Here is a 14,696-nt window from a genome sequence, read left to right on the forward strand (position 1 = left end):
GGGGAGAGCACGCGTGACGCGCAGCGTGTACGTGACCGGGATCGACCGGGGCGACGGCCGCCAGGTCATCGAGCTGGGAGTCATGGAACTCCTGACCCGCCAGGTCGACCGGGTGGGGGTCTTCAGGCCGCTGGTCCACGACGGGCCCGACCGGCTCTTCGACCTCCTGCGCGCCCGCTACCGGCTCGCGCAGGACGCCGCTTCCGGGTACGGGATGGATTACCACGAGGCCTCCGCGATCCAGGCCGAGCAGGGCACCGACGAGCTGGTATCCCAGCTCGTCGACCGTTTTCACCGGGTGGCCAAGGACTACGAGGTCGTCCTCGTCCTCGGCACGGACTTCGCCGACACCCAGCTCCCCGACGAGCTGTCCCTCAACGCCCGCCTCGCCAACGAGTTCGGCGCCTCGGTGATACCCGTCGTCGGCGGCAAGAACCAGACCGCCGAGTCCGTCCGCGCCGAGACGCGCAACGCCTATCGCGCGTACGAGAGCCTGGGCTGCGACGTCCTGGCGATGGTCACCAACCGGGTGGCGCCCGCCGACCGCGACGCGATCCACGACGCCCTCGCGGCCGGTCTGCCCGTACCCAGCTACGTCCTGCCCGACGAGCCCGCCCTGGCCGCCCCCACGGTCGCCCAGATCACCCACGCGCTCGGCGGCCGTGTCGTGCTCGGCGACGACGCGGGCCTGGCCCGTGACGCGCTGGACTTCGTCTTCGGCGGCGCGATGCTGCCGAACTTCCTGAACGCCCTGACCCCGGGCTGCCTGGTGGTCACCCCCGGCGACCGCGCCGACCTCGTCGTGGGCTCGCTCGCCGCGCACAGCGCCGGTACGCCGCCCATCGCGGGCGTCCTGCTCACGCTCAACGAACAGCCCGGCGAGGCGATCCTGAAGCTCGCCGACCGCCTCGCGCCCGGCACCCCGGTCATCGCCGTCTCCGGCGGCTCCTTCCCCACGGCGGGCGAACTCTTCGCCCTGGAGGGGAAGTTGAACGCCGCCACGCCCCGCAAGGCGGAGACCGCCCTCGGCCTCTTCGAGCGGTACGTCGACACCGCGGGCCTGCGCAGCCGCGTACAGGCACCCAGCAGCGACCGTGTCACGCCGATGATGTTCGAGCACAAGCTCCTGGAGCAGGCCCGCTCCGACAAGCGCCGCGTCGTCCTGCCCGAAGGCACCGAGGAGCGCGTCCTGCGCGCCGCCGACGTGCTCCTTCGCCGCGGTGTCTGCGACCTGACGCTGCTCGGCCCGATCGAGCAGATCCGCAAGAAGGCCGCGGACCTCGGCATCGACCTCGCCGCCTCGCAGCTCATCGACCCGCAGACCTCCGAGCTGCGCGACCCGTTCGCCGCCAAGTACGCCGAGCTGCGCGCCCACAAGGGCGTCTCCGTCGAGCTGGCGCACGACGTCGTCGCGGACGTGAACTACTTCGGCACCCTGATGGTGCAGGAGGGGTTCGCCGACGGCATGGTCTCGGGTTCCGTCCACTCCACGGCCGCCACCATCCGGCCCGCCTTCGAGATCATCAAGACGAAGCCCGACGCCTCGATCGTCTCTTCCGTCTTCTTCATGTGCCTGGCCGACAAGGTGCTCGTGTACGGCGACTGCGCGGTGAACCCGGACCCGAACGCCGAGCAGCTCGCCGACATCGCCGTCCAGGCGGCAGCCACCGCCGAGCAGTTCGGCGTGGAGCCGCGGATCGCGATGCTGTCGTACTCGACGGGCACGTCGGGTTCGGGCGCCGACGTCGACAAGGTGCGCGAGGCGACCGAGCTGGTGCGGGCGAGCCGCAGCGACCTGAAGATCGAGGGGCCGATCCAGTACGACGCCGCCGTGGAGCCCTCGGTCGCGGCGACGAAGCTGCCGGAATCGGAGGTCGCGGGCCAGGCGAGCGTGCTGATCTTCCCGGACCTGAACACCGGCAACAACACGTACAAGGCGGTCCAGCGCTCGGCCGGCGCGATCGCCGTCGGTCCGGTCCTCCAGGGCCTGCGCAAGCCGGTCAACGACCTGTCGCGCGGCGCCCTCGTGCAGGACATCGTCAACACCGTCGTGATCACCGCGATCCAGGCCCAGGGCCGGCCTGCCACCTCCGTATGACATCCGCCCGTACCGCGTCTACAGAAAGCGCCGCACCCGTGACCGCCACCCGTGTCCTCGTCCTGAACTCCGGCTCCTCGTCGGTGAAGTACCAGCTCCTCGACATGCGGGACGGCTCGCGTCTCGCGGTCGGACTCGTCGAGCGCATCGGCGAGGAGACCTCGCGGCTCAAGCACACCCCGCTGACGGGCGGCGGCGTCGAGGAGCGTGAGCGCATCGAGCCCATCGCCGACCACGGGGCAGCCCTGCGGGCGGTCTCCGCCGAGCTGAGCGCCGACGGGCTCGGCCTGGACTCCCCCGAGCTCGCCGCGATCGGCCACCGCGTGGTGCACGGCGGCCTGCAGTTCACCGAGCCGACCGTCGTCACGGACGAGGTGCTCGCGGAGATCCAACGGCTCGTCCCGGTGGCCCCGCTGCACAACCCGGCCAACATCACCGGTATCCGCACGGCCCAGGCGCTGCGCCCCGACCTGCCCCAGGTCGCCGTCTTCGACACGGCGTTCCACACGACGATGCCGGAGTCCGCGGCGCGCTACGCGATCGACGTGGCCACCGCCGACGAGCACCGCGTGCGGCGCTACGGCTTCCACGGGACGTCGCACGCGTACGTGTCCCGCAAGACGGCATGGCTCCTCGGCAAGGCTCCCGAGGACGTCAACGTCATCGTGCTGCACCTGGGCAACGGCGCGTCCGCGAGCGCCGTGCGGGGCGGCAGGTGCGTGGAGACTTCGATGGGGCTCACGCCGCTTGAGGGGCTCGTGATGGGTACCCGTTCCGGTGACGTGGACCCGGCGGTCGTCTTCCACCTGGCCCGCGTCGGCGGGATGTCGATCGACGAGATCGACACCCTGCTCAACAAGAAGAGCGGTCTGGTCGGTCTCTGCGGCGACAACGACATGCGGGAGATCCGGCGCCGCGTCGACGGGGGCGACGAGGCGGCGGCGCTCGCCTTCGACATCTACGTCCACCGTCTGAAGAAGTACATCGGCGCCTATTACGCGGTACTCGGCCGGGTGGACGCCATCGCGTTCACGGCGGGGGTCGGTGAGAACGCGGCCCCCGTGCGGGAGGCTGCCGTCGCGGGTCTCGAGGAACTGGGGCTCGCGGTCGACGGAGAGCTCAACGCCGTACGTTCCGACGAGCCTCGGCTGATCTCGCCCGAGTACGCACGGGTCGCGGTCGCCGTCGTCCCCACGGACGAGGAGCTGGAGATCGCGCGGCAGACCTACGCACTGGTCGGGAACCCGTCATAACCCAATTCATCGGCAATTCATCAGAACTTTTCACCGCCACGCCTGAGCGCACTTCCGCCCATTTGTAGATTCCACCAGACGGAATATTCCGAAGCGAAACAAACCGATAGGATCGCCCCTATGCGCCGTTCCAAAATCGTCTGCACGCTGGGCCCCGCCGTCGACTCCGAAGAGCAGCTCGTCTCGCTGATCGAAGCCGGCATGAATGTGGCCCGCTTCAACTTCAGCCACGGCACGCACGCCGAGCACCAGGGGCGGTACGACCGCGTCCGTGCCGCTGCCGACAAGACGGGCCGTGCCGTCGGCGTCCTCGCCGACCTGCAAGGTCCGAAGATCCGTCTGGAGACCTTCGCCGAGGGACCCGTCGAGCTGGTGCGCGGTGACGAGTTCACCATCACCACCGAGGACGTCCCCGGCGACAAGTCCATCTGCGGCACCACCTACAAGGGTCTGCCCGGTGACGTCTCCAAGGGCGACCAGGTCCTGATCAACGACGGCAACGTCGAGCTGCGCGTCGTCGAGGTGGACGGCCCGCGCGTCAAGACGATCGTCGTCGAGGGCGGTGTCATCTCCGACCACAAGGGCATCAACCTGCCCGGCGCGGCCGTGAACGTGCCCGCGCTCTCCGAGAAGGACATCGAGGACCTGCGCTTCGCCCTGAAGATGGGCTGCGACATGGTCGCCCTCTCCTTCGTGCGCGACGCCGGCGACGTCAAGGACGTCCACAAGGTGATGGACGAGGAGGGCCGCCGGGTCCCCGTCATCGCCAAGGTGGAGAAGCCGCAGGCCGTCGCCAACATGGAGGGCGTCGTCGCCGCCTTCGACGCCGTCATGGTCGCCCGTGGTGACCTGGCCGTCGAGTATCCGCTCGAGAAGGTCCCGATGGTGCAGAAGCGCCTCGTGGAGATGTGCCGCCGCAACGCCAAGCCGGTGATCGTCGCGACCCAGATGATGGAGTCGATGATCACCAACTCGCGCCCCACGCGCGCCGAGGCGTCCGACGTCGCCAACGCGATCCTGGACGGCGCGGACGCGGTCATGCTGTCCGCCGAGTCGTCCGTGGGCGCGTACCCCATCGAGACCGTCAAGACGATGTCGAAGATCGTCATGGCGGCCGAGGAGGAGCTGCTCGCCAAGGGTCTGCAGCCGCTCGTGCCCGGCAAGAAGCCGCGTACGCAGGGTGGTTCGGTGGCCCGTGCCGCGTGCGAGATCGCGGACTTCCTGGGCGGCGAGGCGCTGATCGCCTTCACGCAGTCCGGTGACACGGCCCGCCGTCTGTCCCGCTACCGCGCGGCCCAGCCGATCCTGGCCTTCACCACCGACCAGGCCACCCGCAACCAGCTCACCCTGAGCTGGGGCGTGGACTCGTACGTCGTGCCGCACGTCGACAACACCGACGCGATGGTCGAGCTGGTCGACGCCGAGCTGATCAAGCTGAACCGCTTCAACGACGGCGACACCGTGGTCATGACGGCCGGTTCGCCTCCCGGCGTCCCCGGCACGACCAACATGGTCCGGGTGCACCACCTGGGCGGCTGACACACCTGGATACGACACTGAGGGCGCCCCCTGATCCAGGGGGCGCCCTCAGCGCTTCGCGGCTCCCGAAGGAGATCAGTCGGTGATCGACTGGTGCAGACCGGGGATGTGCAGGTTGCCGCCGAACTGGCCCGCCTGCTTCACCTTCACGTCCGTGAAGTAGATCAGCGGAATGTTCAGGGGCGGCGGGTGCTCCGGGTCGAACGTGATCGGGATCAGGCCGAAGAGCTTGCCCGAGATCGACTCGGTGTACATCGTCGTCTTGCCGCCGGTGATCGTGGACGTGGAACCCTTCGCGGCCTCGACGTGGTACTTCTTGCCGCTCGGGCCGTCGACGATCTGGTGCAGATCGCCGATGTCCGTGCTGTCGACGACGTACTTCAAGGACTGCTTGGTCTGGCCGTTGGGCATCGTCAGGTTCACGACGCCCTGGTAGTCCGCGCCCTTGAGCGTCAGCGAGCTGGCCTCGAGGTTCCACGGCTGGTTCGGGATCGGCGAGGGCGTCTGCTCGCCCTCTCCGTCGACCTTCTTCTCGACCACGCACGGGAACGGCTTCTTGCCGTTCTCGTCCGGCGCCATCGGGTCGGCGGACTCCTTGGCCTCGGCCTCGTCGGCAGCCTTCTCAGCCGCCTTCTCAGCCTCTTCCTTGGCCTTGTCGGCCGCGTCGCCGGCCTTGTCGGCACCGTCCTTGACGCCGTCCTTGACCCCGTCGAGGGTGTCGTCGACCGGCTTGGTGACGTCGTCGACCGTGTCCTTGGCCTTGTCCCCGGCGGACTTGTCGGACTCAGGAGACTCGGGGGACTTGCTGTCCTCCGAGGCCGAGGGGGTCGGCGTGGGGCTCGCGGATTCCTTCTCGTCGGGCGTGAAGAGGTCCTTGAGCGCGTCACCGACACCCAGCGGGTCCAGCGGGTTCTTGGTCTCGGAGGGCTCCGGAGCGGGTTCGCCGGTCTTGTCGGCACCGTCCTTGGAACCGGCGGGCGCAGGCTCGTCCTTGTCGGAGGAGTCCGATCCCGCCTTGTCACCGGCGGAGGGCGAGGGCGCCGGCTCGGCGGTGGCCTTGCCGGAGTCGTCCTTGCTCTTGTCGGCCTTCCCTGCCTTGTCGGCGGCGTCCTTCTCCGCCTTCTCGGCCTTCTCCTTCTCCGCCTTCCGAGCGGCAGCCTTGTCGGCTTCCTTCTCCGCGTCCTTGGTGGCCTCGGATGCGTCGTCCGGCGCCGTGACGCACGGGCCGTCCTGGAAGGGGTTCTTCGGCAGCGGCTTGGCCTGCGCGAGCTGGGGGGTCAGTCCCATGCCCATGAGGACGGCGGTCGGCATGGCCGCGATGGCTATCGCCTTGCCCGCCGGCACGTGCAGGCGGGTGAGGAGCGGCTTTCTGGGTGCCGCGTGGCGCGGCCCGGATCTCGCGCGGGGCTCACCCGCGGAGTCCAGTTGGTGCACCTCGTCAGCCGGCACGGTGCCTCCCGTTCGTCCCGTTGTCCGGGCTCGTTCCTGACAGATCGTCCGTAGTGCCGCTCACCCCGTTCGCGGCCCCCGCGGCCGCGGGCTCCGGCGCCCCGTCGTCGGACCTGTCGGCCCGTCCCTTCGCGGATGCCTTCGCCGGCTTGTCCGCCGCCCAGGAGATGCCGAGGGCACCGCCGAGCAGGGCGAGCAGGAAGCCGATGACGAAACCGCCGAAGTTGGAGACCACCAGAGAGACCAGGGCGAGCAGAATCGCCGCGACACCCGCGAAGATCCGGGAATGCGGCTGGAACCACATGGTCAGGCCGAGCACGACAAGCAGGACGCCGATGATCAGCGAGCCGGCACCGGCGGTCGTCGCCATCCGGATCGTCATCGTGCCGAGCGTGAGGTTCGCGTACGGGAAGTACATGATCGGGATGCCGCCGAGCAACGTCAGCAGGCCACCCCAGAACGGGCGCTGACCGCGCCACCCTCGGAACGATTGGCGCATCCGACCGAGCTTGTCGCCCAGTCCCACTTGCGCTTCGGCGCTCATGTCGTACAGCTCCTCGGGGAACGGCGTTGGTTCTGTGTGTGCTGCGGATTCGGGCACGGGGACGGTTTGAGGTCAAGATTCCGTCGCGCCCCCGCGCCCGGCCGTGCTGCGCAACAAGTACCGGTCTAAGGCATCAATTGCCTCAGTAGCACTCGTGCTTGCCCTTCTTGACCGACATAGCCAGACCGGAGAGCTTGAAGGTCCCCGCGGTGGTCGCCCACGCACGCTGCTTGACGTCGGTGAACTTCACCTTGTCGGCCTGCTGCGCGAACGAGTCGGGGGCGTACTTGTCGCCCTTCGACGGGCCGGGGCCCTTGGTGGTCCGGTCGACCGAGACGCCGATGTCCACGTTGGTGAACGTCGCGTCGGCCTTCAGGTCATCGGCGTCGATGTAAAGCTTCTTCGCCTCGACCTTCGGGCCGCCGTTGCCGCCGGCCTTGAGGGTCATCGACACATCGCCGAAGACGGGGACCGGAACGACGACGGACTGGCAGAGGTTGGTGATCTCTGCCTCTTCGAGGCCGACGACGGCGACCGGGTGGTTACCCGACTTACCGCTGTCAAGCGCCCCGTACTGGACGAATCCCGTACCGTCGAGCTGCTTGGCAGTCACCTTGAACTGCTGACCTGACACACTGAACGATGCCGCAAGTGCACCCTGCGAGAGGGCCACGCCTATCGCGGCAGTAGCCGCGACGCTCGGCACCATGACTACGGCGAACCGCTTCCATCTGGTTCCGCCACGAGCCACGGACTCCATGACTTTCCTCCTTCTCGGACGTACATCTCCGGCCCTGACTGCATCCCGTTCGGGCGGCTCAGTCGGGCAGGGATGGGAGAAGCTCTACGTCCTCGGGAAGGAGAGCGCCCGCATGGGAGGCGCGCAACTGCGCCACTCAGCACCGGCGATCACCCCCGAGCGACAACCACTGGTCGCACGCGACACGCACAACCTGCCGGACAGGCCCTGCCTGATGGCAGAGACCCCCCTGTCCAAGACCGGCGACGGGGTGTCTCCGGCCTGCTCGGTGGGGACCCAGAAACCCCGCTCCCGACTGGCTTTCGGGTTGCGGGCTATTGGACCGAGCGTCGCCGATCGTGGTGCATTCTCGGCCCCCGCACAAGGGGGTTCGTTACTGGCTAGTAACGGCGCGATAACCGAAGCACGACCGCGCGGTATCGGTCGGCCACGGACGGTACGCCCATGGCCCAGAACAGACCGGGATGTTGAAGGGCACAACAGGACAGAAGACTGGCCTGGGCTTACTCCAAGTAACAGTGGCCGCGTTTACCAAGATTTGGTAAAGCGCGGCCACTGTGACGCCTTGGAAGCGATTTTTTCACTCGGGCATCACAAGCCCCGGCGTTTAGGGACTGGTCAGCGAACGGCCCACGAAGGGCCGGACAACCTGGCGTGACGGCCCGAACGGCTGTGTCAGAAAAGCACCCGCGCGAGCTGCGTACGGGCCGCGGACACCCGCGGGTCGTCCGAGCCGACCACTTCGAGGAGTTCGAGCAGCCGCACGCGCGCGGCGTCCCGGTCGTCGCCCGCCGTACGCCGGACCGCCTCGATGAGCCGGCCGAAAGCGTCCTCCACATGGCCTCCCACCAGGTCGAGGTCGGCGGCGGCGATCTGCGCGGCGACGTCGGCGGGGCGGTCGGCCGCGTCCTTGCGGACCTGCTGGGGGTCCAGGCCCTGCACGCGCTGGAGCAGTTCGGCCTGGGCGAGGCCGAGCTTGGCCTCCGTGTTGCCCGGGTCGTCGCTCAGCACATTGCGGTAGGCCTGCACGGCGCCGGCGAAGTCGCCCGCGTCCAGCGCCTGGACCGCGGCTTCGAGCAGGGCGTCATAAGGACCGGCCGGAATCTCGGCGACGGGAGCCTCCTGCTGCTCCGCGTCCCCCTCCGCGCCGGGGTCGACGGTGAGGCCGGTGAGCCCGAAGCGCTCCTCGCCGACCTGGATCAGCTGGTCCAGGGTCTGGCGGATCTGCTCCACCGGGGCCGCGCCCTGGAAGAGCGGCAGGGCCTGTCCGGCCACCACCGCGAAGACCGCCGGGATCCCCTGGACCCCGAACTGCTGCATCAGCATCTGATTGGCGTCTACGTCGATCTTGGCGAGGACGAAGCGGCCGTTGTACTCCCGCGCGAGGCCTTCGAGCAGCGGGCTCAGCTGCTTGCACGGCTCGCACCACTCGGCCCAGAAGTCGATGACGACGGGCACTTCGCTGGAGCGCTGAAGGACCTCGCGCTCGAAGCCCGCCTCGTCGACGTCGATGACGAGGCTCGACGGGGAGACGCCGGCTACCGCGCCGCCACCCTGCCTGGCCGCTTCGGCGCGCGCCTGCTCCGCCTTCGCCTTGGCCTCCTGGGCCGCCTTCACGGCGGCGAGGTCGACGACTCCGCTCATGGACATGTTCCGTGGCTGCATGAGTACATCCTCCCCCAAGCCGTGCGGGAACCGCGCCCGTCCGAAGCCCCCCGCCGGATTGCGGGGCCGCGGACGGCCGTGGCGCCAAGGTCCCGAGGAGGACCGATGGTTGTGGCGCAGGGTCCCCACCCTGTGCCGGTGCTTGCCGCTGTGGTTGTCGCTGTGCTTACTGCTGTGGTGGTCGCTCTTCGCCGCGATCGGGAGTGGGCGCCGAGGAGGAATTGCCGTTCGTCCCGCCCACGTCTCTTTCGCTACGAGTCGTAGCGTAACTGCCGGGCGCCCGCGTGGGGGCGGCGGGCCCGCGCGAACTTCGGTGATCTGCCTCACTCGTCCGCAGATCCGGCCTGTTCCGTACTGGCCGGTATGGTCACGGGATGCAAAGCCGCATCCCTCCTCCCGCCCGCACCGGCGGCCGCCCCCGCAACGCCGCGGCGGACACGGCGATCCTGGAGTCGACCCGCCAGGCCCTGGTGGAGCTGGGCTGGTCCAAGCTGACCCTGGGCGACGTGGCGACCCGTGCGGGCGTGGCCAAGACGACCCTCTACCGGCGCTGGGCGGGCAAGAGCGAGCTGGTCGTGGACGCGGTGGCGGAGCTGTTCGACGAGCTGGAACTGCCGGACCGCGGCAGCCTCGCGGCGGACATCGAGGGGGTCGTGCTCCAGTTCGCGGCGCTGCTCGGGCGCCCCGAGACGAAGACGGCGCTGATGGCGGTGGTGGCCGAGTCCACCTCGGACGAGCCGCTGCGGGAGCGGATCCGTACGTCGATCGTGGACCGCCAGAAGCGGTTGGTCCTCGCGGGGCGCAAGCGGGCTCAGGACCGGGGGGAGCTTCCCCCCGAGCCCGACGCCACCGCCGCCGGGCGGACCGCCGACCTCATCTTCGACGTGATCGCCGGGGCGGTGGTGCATCGCGCTCTGGTCAGCGCGGAACCCGTCGACGAGGACTGGGCCCGCCGCTTCACGCTGCTCCTGCTCGGCGGCCTTGCGGCAGCCGCGGCCGACCCACAGCCTCAGACCTGATAGCGGTCCGCCGCGAAGAGGCGGAGGTTCTCCGCGACCCACTCCGATGTCCGCTTCAGGCCCTCGCTCAGGGAAACCTCCGGGGTCCACCCCGCCCACTCCCGCGCCCGGGAGTTGTCCGAGAGCAGCCGCTGGACCTCGCTGCCCGACGGGCGCAGGCGGGCCGGGTCGACGACCACCTTCGCCTCGCGTCCGGAAGCCTCGATCAGCGCGTGCGCCAGGTCGCCGATCGAAATCTCCTGGCCCACCCCGAGGTTCACCGCGTGGCCCACGGCCGCGTCGCACGCCGCGAGCGCCATGAAGCCCCGCGCGGTGTCCGTCACGTACGTGAAGTCCCGTGTGGGCGTCAGCGAGCCCAGCTTGATCTCCCGCGCGCCGGAGTGCAGTTGCGCGAGGATCGTGGGGATGACCGCACGGGCCGACTGCCGCGGGCCGTACGTGTTGAAGGGGCGCACCACCGTCACCGGCAGCTCGAAGGCGTGCCAGTGCGACAGCGCCATCATGTCGGCGCCGATCTTCGATGCGGAGTACGGGGACTGGGGCTGGAGCGGGTGCTCCTCGGAGATGGGGGCGGTCAGCGCCGTCCCGTACACCTCGCTGGTGGACGTGTGCACGAGCCGCCGCACCGAGTGCCGCCTGCACGCCTCCGCCACGTTCTCCGTACCGACGACGTTCGTCTGGACGTACGCGCCCGGGGAGTCGTACGAGTACGGGATCCCGATCAGCGCGGCCAGGTGGAAGACCGTGTCGCAGCCTTCGACCGCGTCCATCACGCGCCCCGCGTCCCGGACGTCACCCGCGAGCATCTCGACCCGCGGGTCCCCGAGGAGATGCGCGAGGTGGCCCTTCTCCGCGTACGGCTTGTAGTGCACGAAGGCACGCACCTTCGCGCCCTGCTCCAGGAGCAGATCGACGAGCGTCGAACCGATGAAGCCCTCGGCCCCGGTGACCAGGACGGTGCGTCCGGCCCATGCGAAGGGGGCGGAATTGCTGCTCATGCGTACTCCAAGTGGGGTGTGTGGTGGGTGAGTTGGATGACCCGCTCGGCGAGCAGCTCGGCGGCCCGCGCATGCGGCCCCGGATCGGCGGCCCCGCTCATCGCGGCGAGCCGCGCGGGATCGGCGAGCAGCGGCCCGACGAGCTCCGCGAGCCGCGCCGCCGTCGTCTCGCCGTCGGGCAGCAGCAGGCCCGCGCCCGCGTCGGAGAGGACCCGGGCGTTGTGGGTCTGGTGGTCGCCGGGCGCGTGCGGGTAGGGGACGAGCACCGCGGGCACGCCGGTGGCGGCGAGTTCGGCGACGGTCGCCGAGCCGGCGCGGCAGACCACCAGGTCGGCGGCGGCGTACGCGAGGTCCATCCGGTCGAGGTAGGGAACGGCCTTGGCGACCGCGTCCGCGCCGCTCTCCACGAGCCGCCGCCGCGTCTCGTCGAGCGCGGCGGGCCCGGTCTTGATCAGCAGATGGACGTCGGGACGGTGCCGCCAGCTCGCCGCGAGCCCGACCGCCGCCTCGGTGAGCCGGGCCGCGCCGAGACTGCCGCCGTTGAAGAGGAGCACCCGGGCCCCGTCCGGCACCCCGAACTCCCGGCGGGCCTCGGCCCGCAGCGCCCGCCGGTCGAGCACGGCGAGCGGCGCCGCGATCGGCATTCCGGTGGTGTACGCGCGCTCGCCGCCCGGCAGATGCTCCCGGCTGCGGTCGAAGGCGACGGCGATGTTCGGCGTGAGACGGGCGGCGAACCGGTTGGCGCGCCCCGGCACCGCGTTGGACTCGTGGATGAGGCTCGGAAGACCGGCCATCCGGGCGCCGACGATGACGGGAGCGCTGGGATAGCCGCCCATCCCGACGGCGACCTGCGCGCCCTGCGCCCGCAGGATCGAGCGGCACTGGGCGCCGGACTTCACCAGGGCGGCGGGCAGCAGATACCGCTTGGCGCCGAGCGAGGGGTCGAAGGGAATCATGTCGACGGTGTGGAGTCGGTACCCGGCGTCGGGTATCAGCCGGGTCTCAAGACCGCGTTCCGTACCGACGAAGGAGACGACCGCGCCCGGCACGGCACGGCGCAGGGCGTCGGCGAGGGCGAGCCCGGGATAGATGTGCCCGCCGGTGCCGCCCGCGCCGATGACGACGGAGAGAGGGGCACGGACCCCTGACTCGGGAGATCGCATATCGGGTGTTCGCATGGCAATGGAGCATTACGAGCAGGTCTAAGAGGGTTTTAAGAGCCGCGTTTGGCACCTTTGGACCATGAGCTTCACGAGCAGGCCGGGTCCACCCGCGACCGGCGTCGGCCCACCGCCGGCCAAGATCCTCGTGGTCGACGACGACCCGGAAGTCCGCGCGGCGGTGGAGGACGCCCTCACGATCGAGGGCCACTTCGTGCGCGGCGCCCCCGACGGGCAGCGCGCGCTCAGCGCCGTCGCCCGGTGGGAGCCGGACCTCGTGGTCCTCGACGTGATGATGCCGGTCCTCGACGGCCTCGCCGTCTGCCGCCAGCTGCGCGCCGCGGGTGACCGCACACCGGTCCTCGTGCTCACCGCCCTCGGCTCCGTCAGTGAACGCGTCGACGGCCTCGACGCGGGCGCCGACGACTACCTGGTGAAGCCCTTCGCCCTGGACGAGCTCGTCGCCCGCGTGCGCGCCCTCCTGCGCCGCGCCGCCCCCGAGCAGCACTCCCCCGCCGACGGCGACGGCCTCGTGTACGGCGATCTGGCCCTCGACCCGTCGACCCGCACCGGCCACCGGGGCCACCGCCCGGTCGAGTTCAGCCGCACCGAGGCGGCCCTGCTCGAACTGCTGATGCGCAACGCCGGGCAGGTGCTGCCGCGCGAGCTCATCCAGGAGTCGGTCTGGGGCCGCGACTTCGGGCCCGACTCCAACTCCCTTGCCGTGTACGTCGGTTACCTGCGCCGCAAGCTGGAGTCGGGCGGCGAGCCACGCCTGGTGCACACCGTGCACGGCGTCGGCTACCGACTGGGCAGCCCATGAGCGCCCGGCGCAGGCTCGGCGCCCGGTGGCGGCGCAGGCGCCCGCTGCGCACCCGGCTCGCGCTCGCCGCGGCGGCGGCCGTCGCCCTCGTCGCGGTCGGGGTGTGCGTCGCCGCGTTCCTGGTCATCCGCTACAAGCTCTACCAGCAGCTCGACCAGAACCTCGCCCAGTCGGCGACCCTCATCGCCCAGCAGCGGAACTACGACAACGAGCCGGGGGTCCTGACGGGCGAGTGCCGCTTCCTCGGCGCCCCCGCCTGCTCGCAGATCGTCCCCGGCGACCCGGCCGACGATCCCTCGAAGCCCTATCTGCTCCCGGTCACGCACTCCACCCGGCAGGTCGCGGGCGGCCGGGCGTCGCCGTACTACACGAGCCTCACCCTGGAGGGGAGGCCGACGCGGATGTACACCACGCACTACGGCAAGGGGGACGCCGTCCAGGTCGCCCTGCGGGCCGACATCGCCGAGCGCGGCGTGCGGCAGGCCGCCGGGCTGCTCGCCGCGGTGGGCGGCGCGGGAGTGCTCCTGTCCGGGCTCGGCGGCTACTGGGTCTCGCGCACCGGCCTCGCCCCGGTCGCCCGCCTGACCGCCACGGCGGAGCGCATCACGGCGACCCGCGACGCCCGCCACCGCATCGAGCTGCCGCCGGGACCCACGGGCCGCGAGGACGAAGTGACGCGCCTGGCCGCCTCGTTCAACGCGATGCTGGCCGAGCTGGAGAAGTCGGTCACCGCACAGCGCCGCCTGGTCGCCGACGCCTCGCACGAGCTGCGCACTCCACTGACGGCACTGCGTACGAACGCCGAACTCCTCGCCCGCGCCGACCGGTTGAGCGAGGCCCAGCGCGAGCGGGCGTCCGGCGCCCTCACCCGCCAGCTGCGCGAAGTCACCGGCATGGTCAACGACTTGATCGAGCTGGCCCGCGACGAGGAGCCGCAGCCGCTCCTGGAGGAGGTGCGGCTGGCTCCCCTGGTCGCCCATGTGGTGGACGCGGCCCGTGGCCACTGGCCGCAGGTGCCCTTCACGCTCCAGGTGACGCCGGACGCCGAGGGCACGAGCATCCCCGGCGTGCCCGCACGCCTCTCCCGCCTCGTCACCAACCTCCTGGACAACGCGGCCAAGTTCAGCCCGCCGGGCACGCCCGTGGAGGTGTCGTTCACTCCTGCCGCCCTGACGGTCCGCGACCACGGGCCCGGCATCGAGGAGGAGGACCTGCCGTACGTCTTCGACCGCTTCTACCGCGCCGAGAAGGCCCGCGCCCTGCCGGGCTCGGGCCTCGGTCTCGCGATGGCCCGCCAGATCGCCCACGCGCACGGGGCCGAGCTCTCGGCGGAGCGGGCGCCGGGCGGGGGCGCGCTGTTCAGGCTGACGCTGCCGGGCTAGCCGCTT

12 protein-coding genes are annotated in these 14,696 nt (G+C 70.6%); 6 read left to right on the forward strand and 6 right to left on the reverse strand.

Annotated features, from left to right (window positions below):
• Positions 1-13 precede the first annotated feature (13 nt).
• The 3 genes from pta (at position 14) to pyk (ending at position 4,890) form a co-directional block, all read left to right on the forward strand.
• The gene (gene pta, locus ACFUPX_RS23725) at positions 14-2,098 is read left to right on the forward strand and encodes a phosphate acetyltransferase (RefSeq protein WP_383325973.1); all 2,085 of its coding nucleotides are present in this window, start codon (positions 14-16) and stop codon (positions 2,096-2,098) included.
• Positions 2,099-2,136: 38 nt separating this feature from the next.
• Positions 2,137-3,351 (forward strand): acetate kinase, encoded by a 1,215-nt coding sequence (locus tag ACFUPX_RS23730; RefSeq protein WP_383325976.1) that lies wholly within the window; start codon positions 2,137-2,139, stop codon positions 3,349-3,351.
• 120 nt (positions 3,352-3,471) lie between these two features.
• Positions 3,472-4,890, forward strand: a complete 1,419-nt coding sequence (gene pyk, locus ACFUPX_RS23735) for a pyruvate kinase (protein ID WP_383325979.1) — start codon at positions 3,472-3,474, stop codon at positions 4,888-4,890.
• A 75-nt stretch (positions 4,891-4,965) separates the two neighbouring features.
• Here the strand turns inward: pyk and ACFUPX_RS23740 are convergent, their stop codons facing one another.
• The 4 genes from ACFUPX_RS23740 to ACFUPX_RS23755 form a co-directional block, all read right to left on the reverse strand.
• Positions 4,966-6,339 carry a hypothetical protein gene (locus ACFUPX_RS23740; RefSeq protein WP_383325982.1) on the reverse strand — a complete coding sequence of 458 codons (1,374 nt, stop codon included), beginning with the start codon at positions 6,337-6,339 and terminating at the stop codon, positions 4,966-4,968.
• Positions 6,329-6,883 (reverse strand): DUF6114 domain-containing protein, encoded by a 555-nt coding sequence (locus ACFUPX_RS23745; protein ID WP_383325985.1) that lies wholly within the window; start codon positions 6,881-6,883, stop codon positions 6,329-6,331. The genes ACFUPX_RS23740 and ACFUPX_RS23745 overlap by 11 nt, the downstream gene beginning before the upstream one ends.
• A 142-nt stretch (positions 6,884-7,025) precedes the next feature.
• Complete coding sequence (locus ACFUPX_RS23750; RefSeq protein ID WP_383325988.1) at positions 7,026-7,643, reverse strand: DUF6230 family protein; 618 nt, start codon at positions 7,641-7,643, stop codon at positions 7,026-7,028.
• 675 nt (positions 7,644-8,318) lie between these two features.
• On the reverse strand, positions 8,319-9,308 hold the full coding sequence (locus ACFUPX_RS23755) for a tetratricopeptide repeat protein (RefSeq protein ID WP_383325991.1): 990 nt from the start codon (positions 9,306-9,308) through the stop codon (positions 8,319-8,321).
• Positions 9,309-9,682: 374 nt separating this feature from the next.
• Here ACFUPX_RS23755 and ACFUPX_RS23760 point away from each other — a divergent pair, with 374 nt between their 5' ends.
• Positions 9,683-10,327, forward strand: coding sequence for a TetR/AcrR family transcriptional regulator (locus ACFUPX_RS23760; RefSeq protein WP_383325994.1), 645 nt, complete (start codon positions 9,683-9,685; stop codon positions 10,325-10,327).
• Here the strand turns inward: ACFUPX_RS23760 and ACFUPX_RS23765 are convergent.
• Complete coding sequence (locus ACFUPX_RS23765) at positions 10,318-11,325, reverse strand: SDR family NAD(P)-dependent oxidoreductase (protein ID WP_383325997.1); 1,008 nt, start codon at positions 11,323-11,325, stop codon at positions 10,318-10,320. The genes ACFUPX_RS23760 and ACFUPX_RS23765 overlap by 10 nt on opposite strands.
• Positions 11,322-12,503: a glycosyltransferase gene (locus ACFUPX_RS23770; RefSeq protein WP_383326000.1), complete on the reverse strand. Its 1,182-nt coding sequence runs from the start codon at positions 12,501-12,503 to the stop codon at positions 11,322-11,324. The genes ACFUPX_RS23765 and ACFUPX_RS23770 overlap by 4 nt, the downstream gene beginning before the upstream one ends.
• Before the next feature lie 64 nt (positions 12,504-12,567).
• On the opposite strand from ACFUPX_RS23770, the gene ACFUPX_RS23775 reads away from it, so the two are divergent.
• Together ACFUPX_RS23775 and ACFUPX_RS23780 are read left to right on the forward strand one after the other, a co-directional pair.
• On the forward strand, positions 12,568-13,308 hold the full coding sequence (locus tag ACFUPX_RS23775; protein ID WP_383326003.1) for a response regulator transcription factor: 741 nt from the start codon (positions 12,568-12,570) through the stop codon (positions 13,306-13,308).
• Complete coding sequence (locus ACFUPX_RS23780) at positions 13,305-14,690, forward strand: sensor histidine kinase (RefSeq protein WP_383326006.1); 1,386 nt, start codon at positions 13,305-13,307, stop codon at positions 14,688-14,690. Before ACFUPX_RS23775 ends, ACFUPX_RS23780 begins: the two co-directional genes overlap by 4 nt.
• Positions 14,691-14,696 lie beyond the last annotated feature (6 nt).

The organism is Streptomyces sp. NPDC057302 (assembly GCF_042667685.1).
GTDB lineage: Bacteria > Actinomycetota > Actinomycetes > Streptomycetales > Streptomycetaceae > Streptomyces.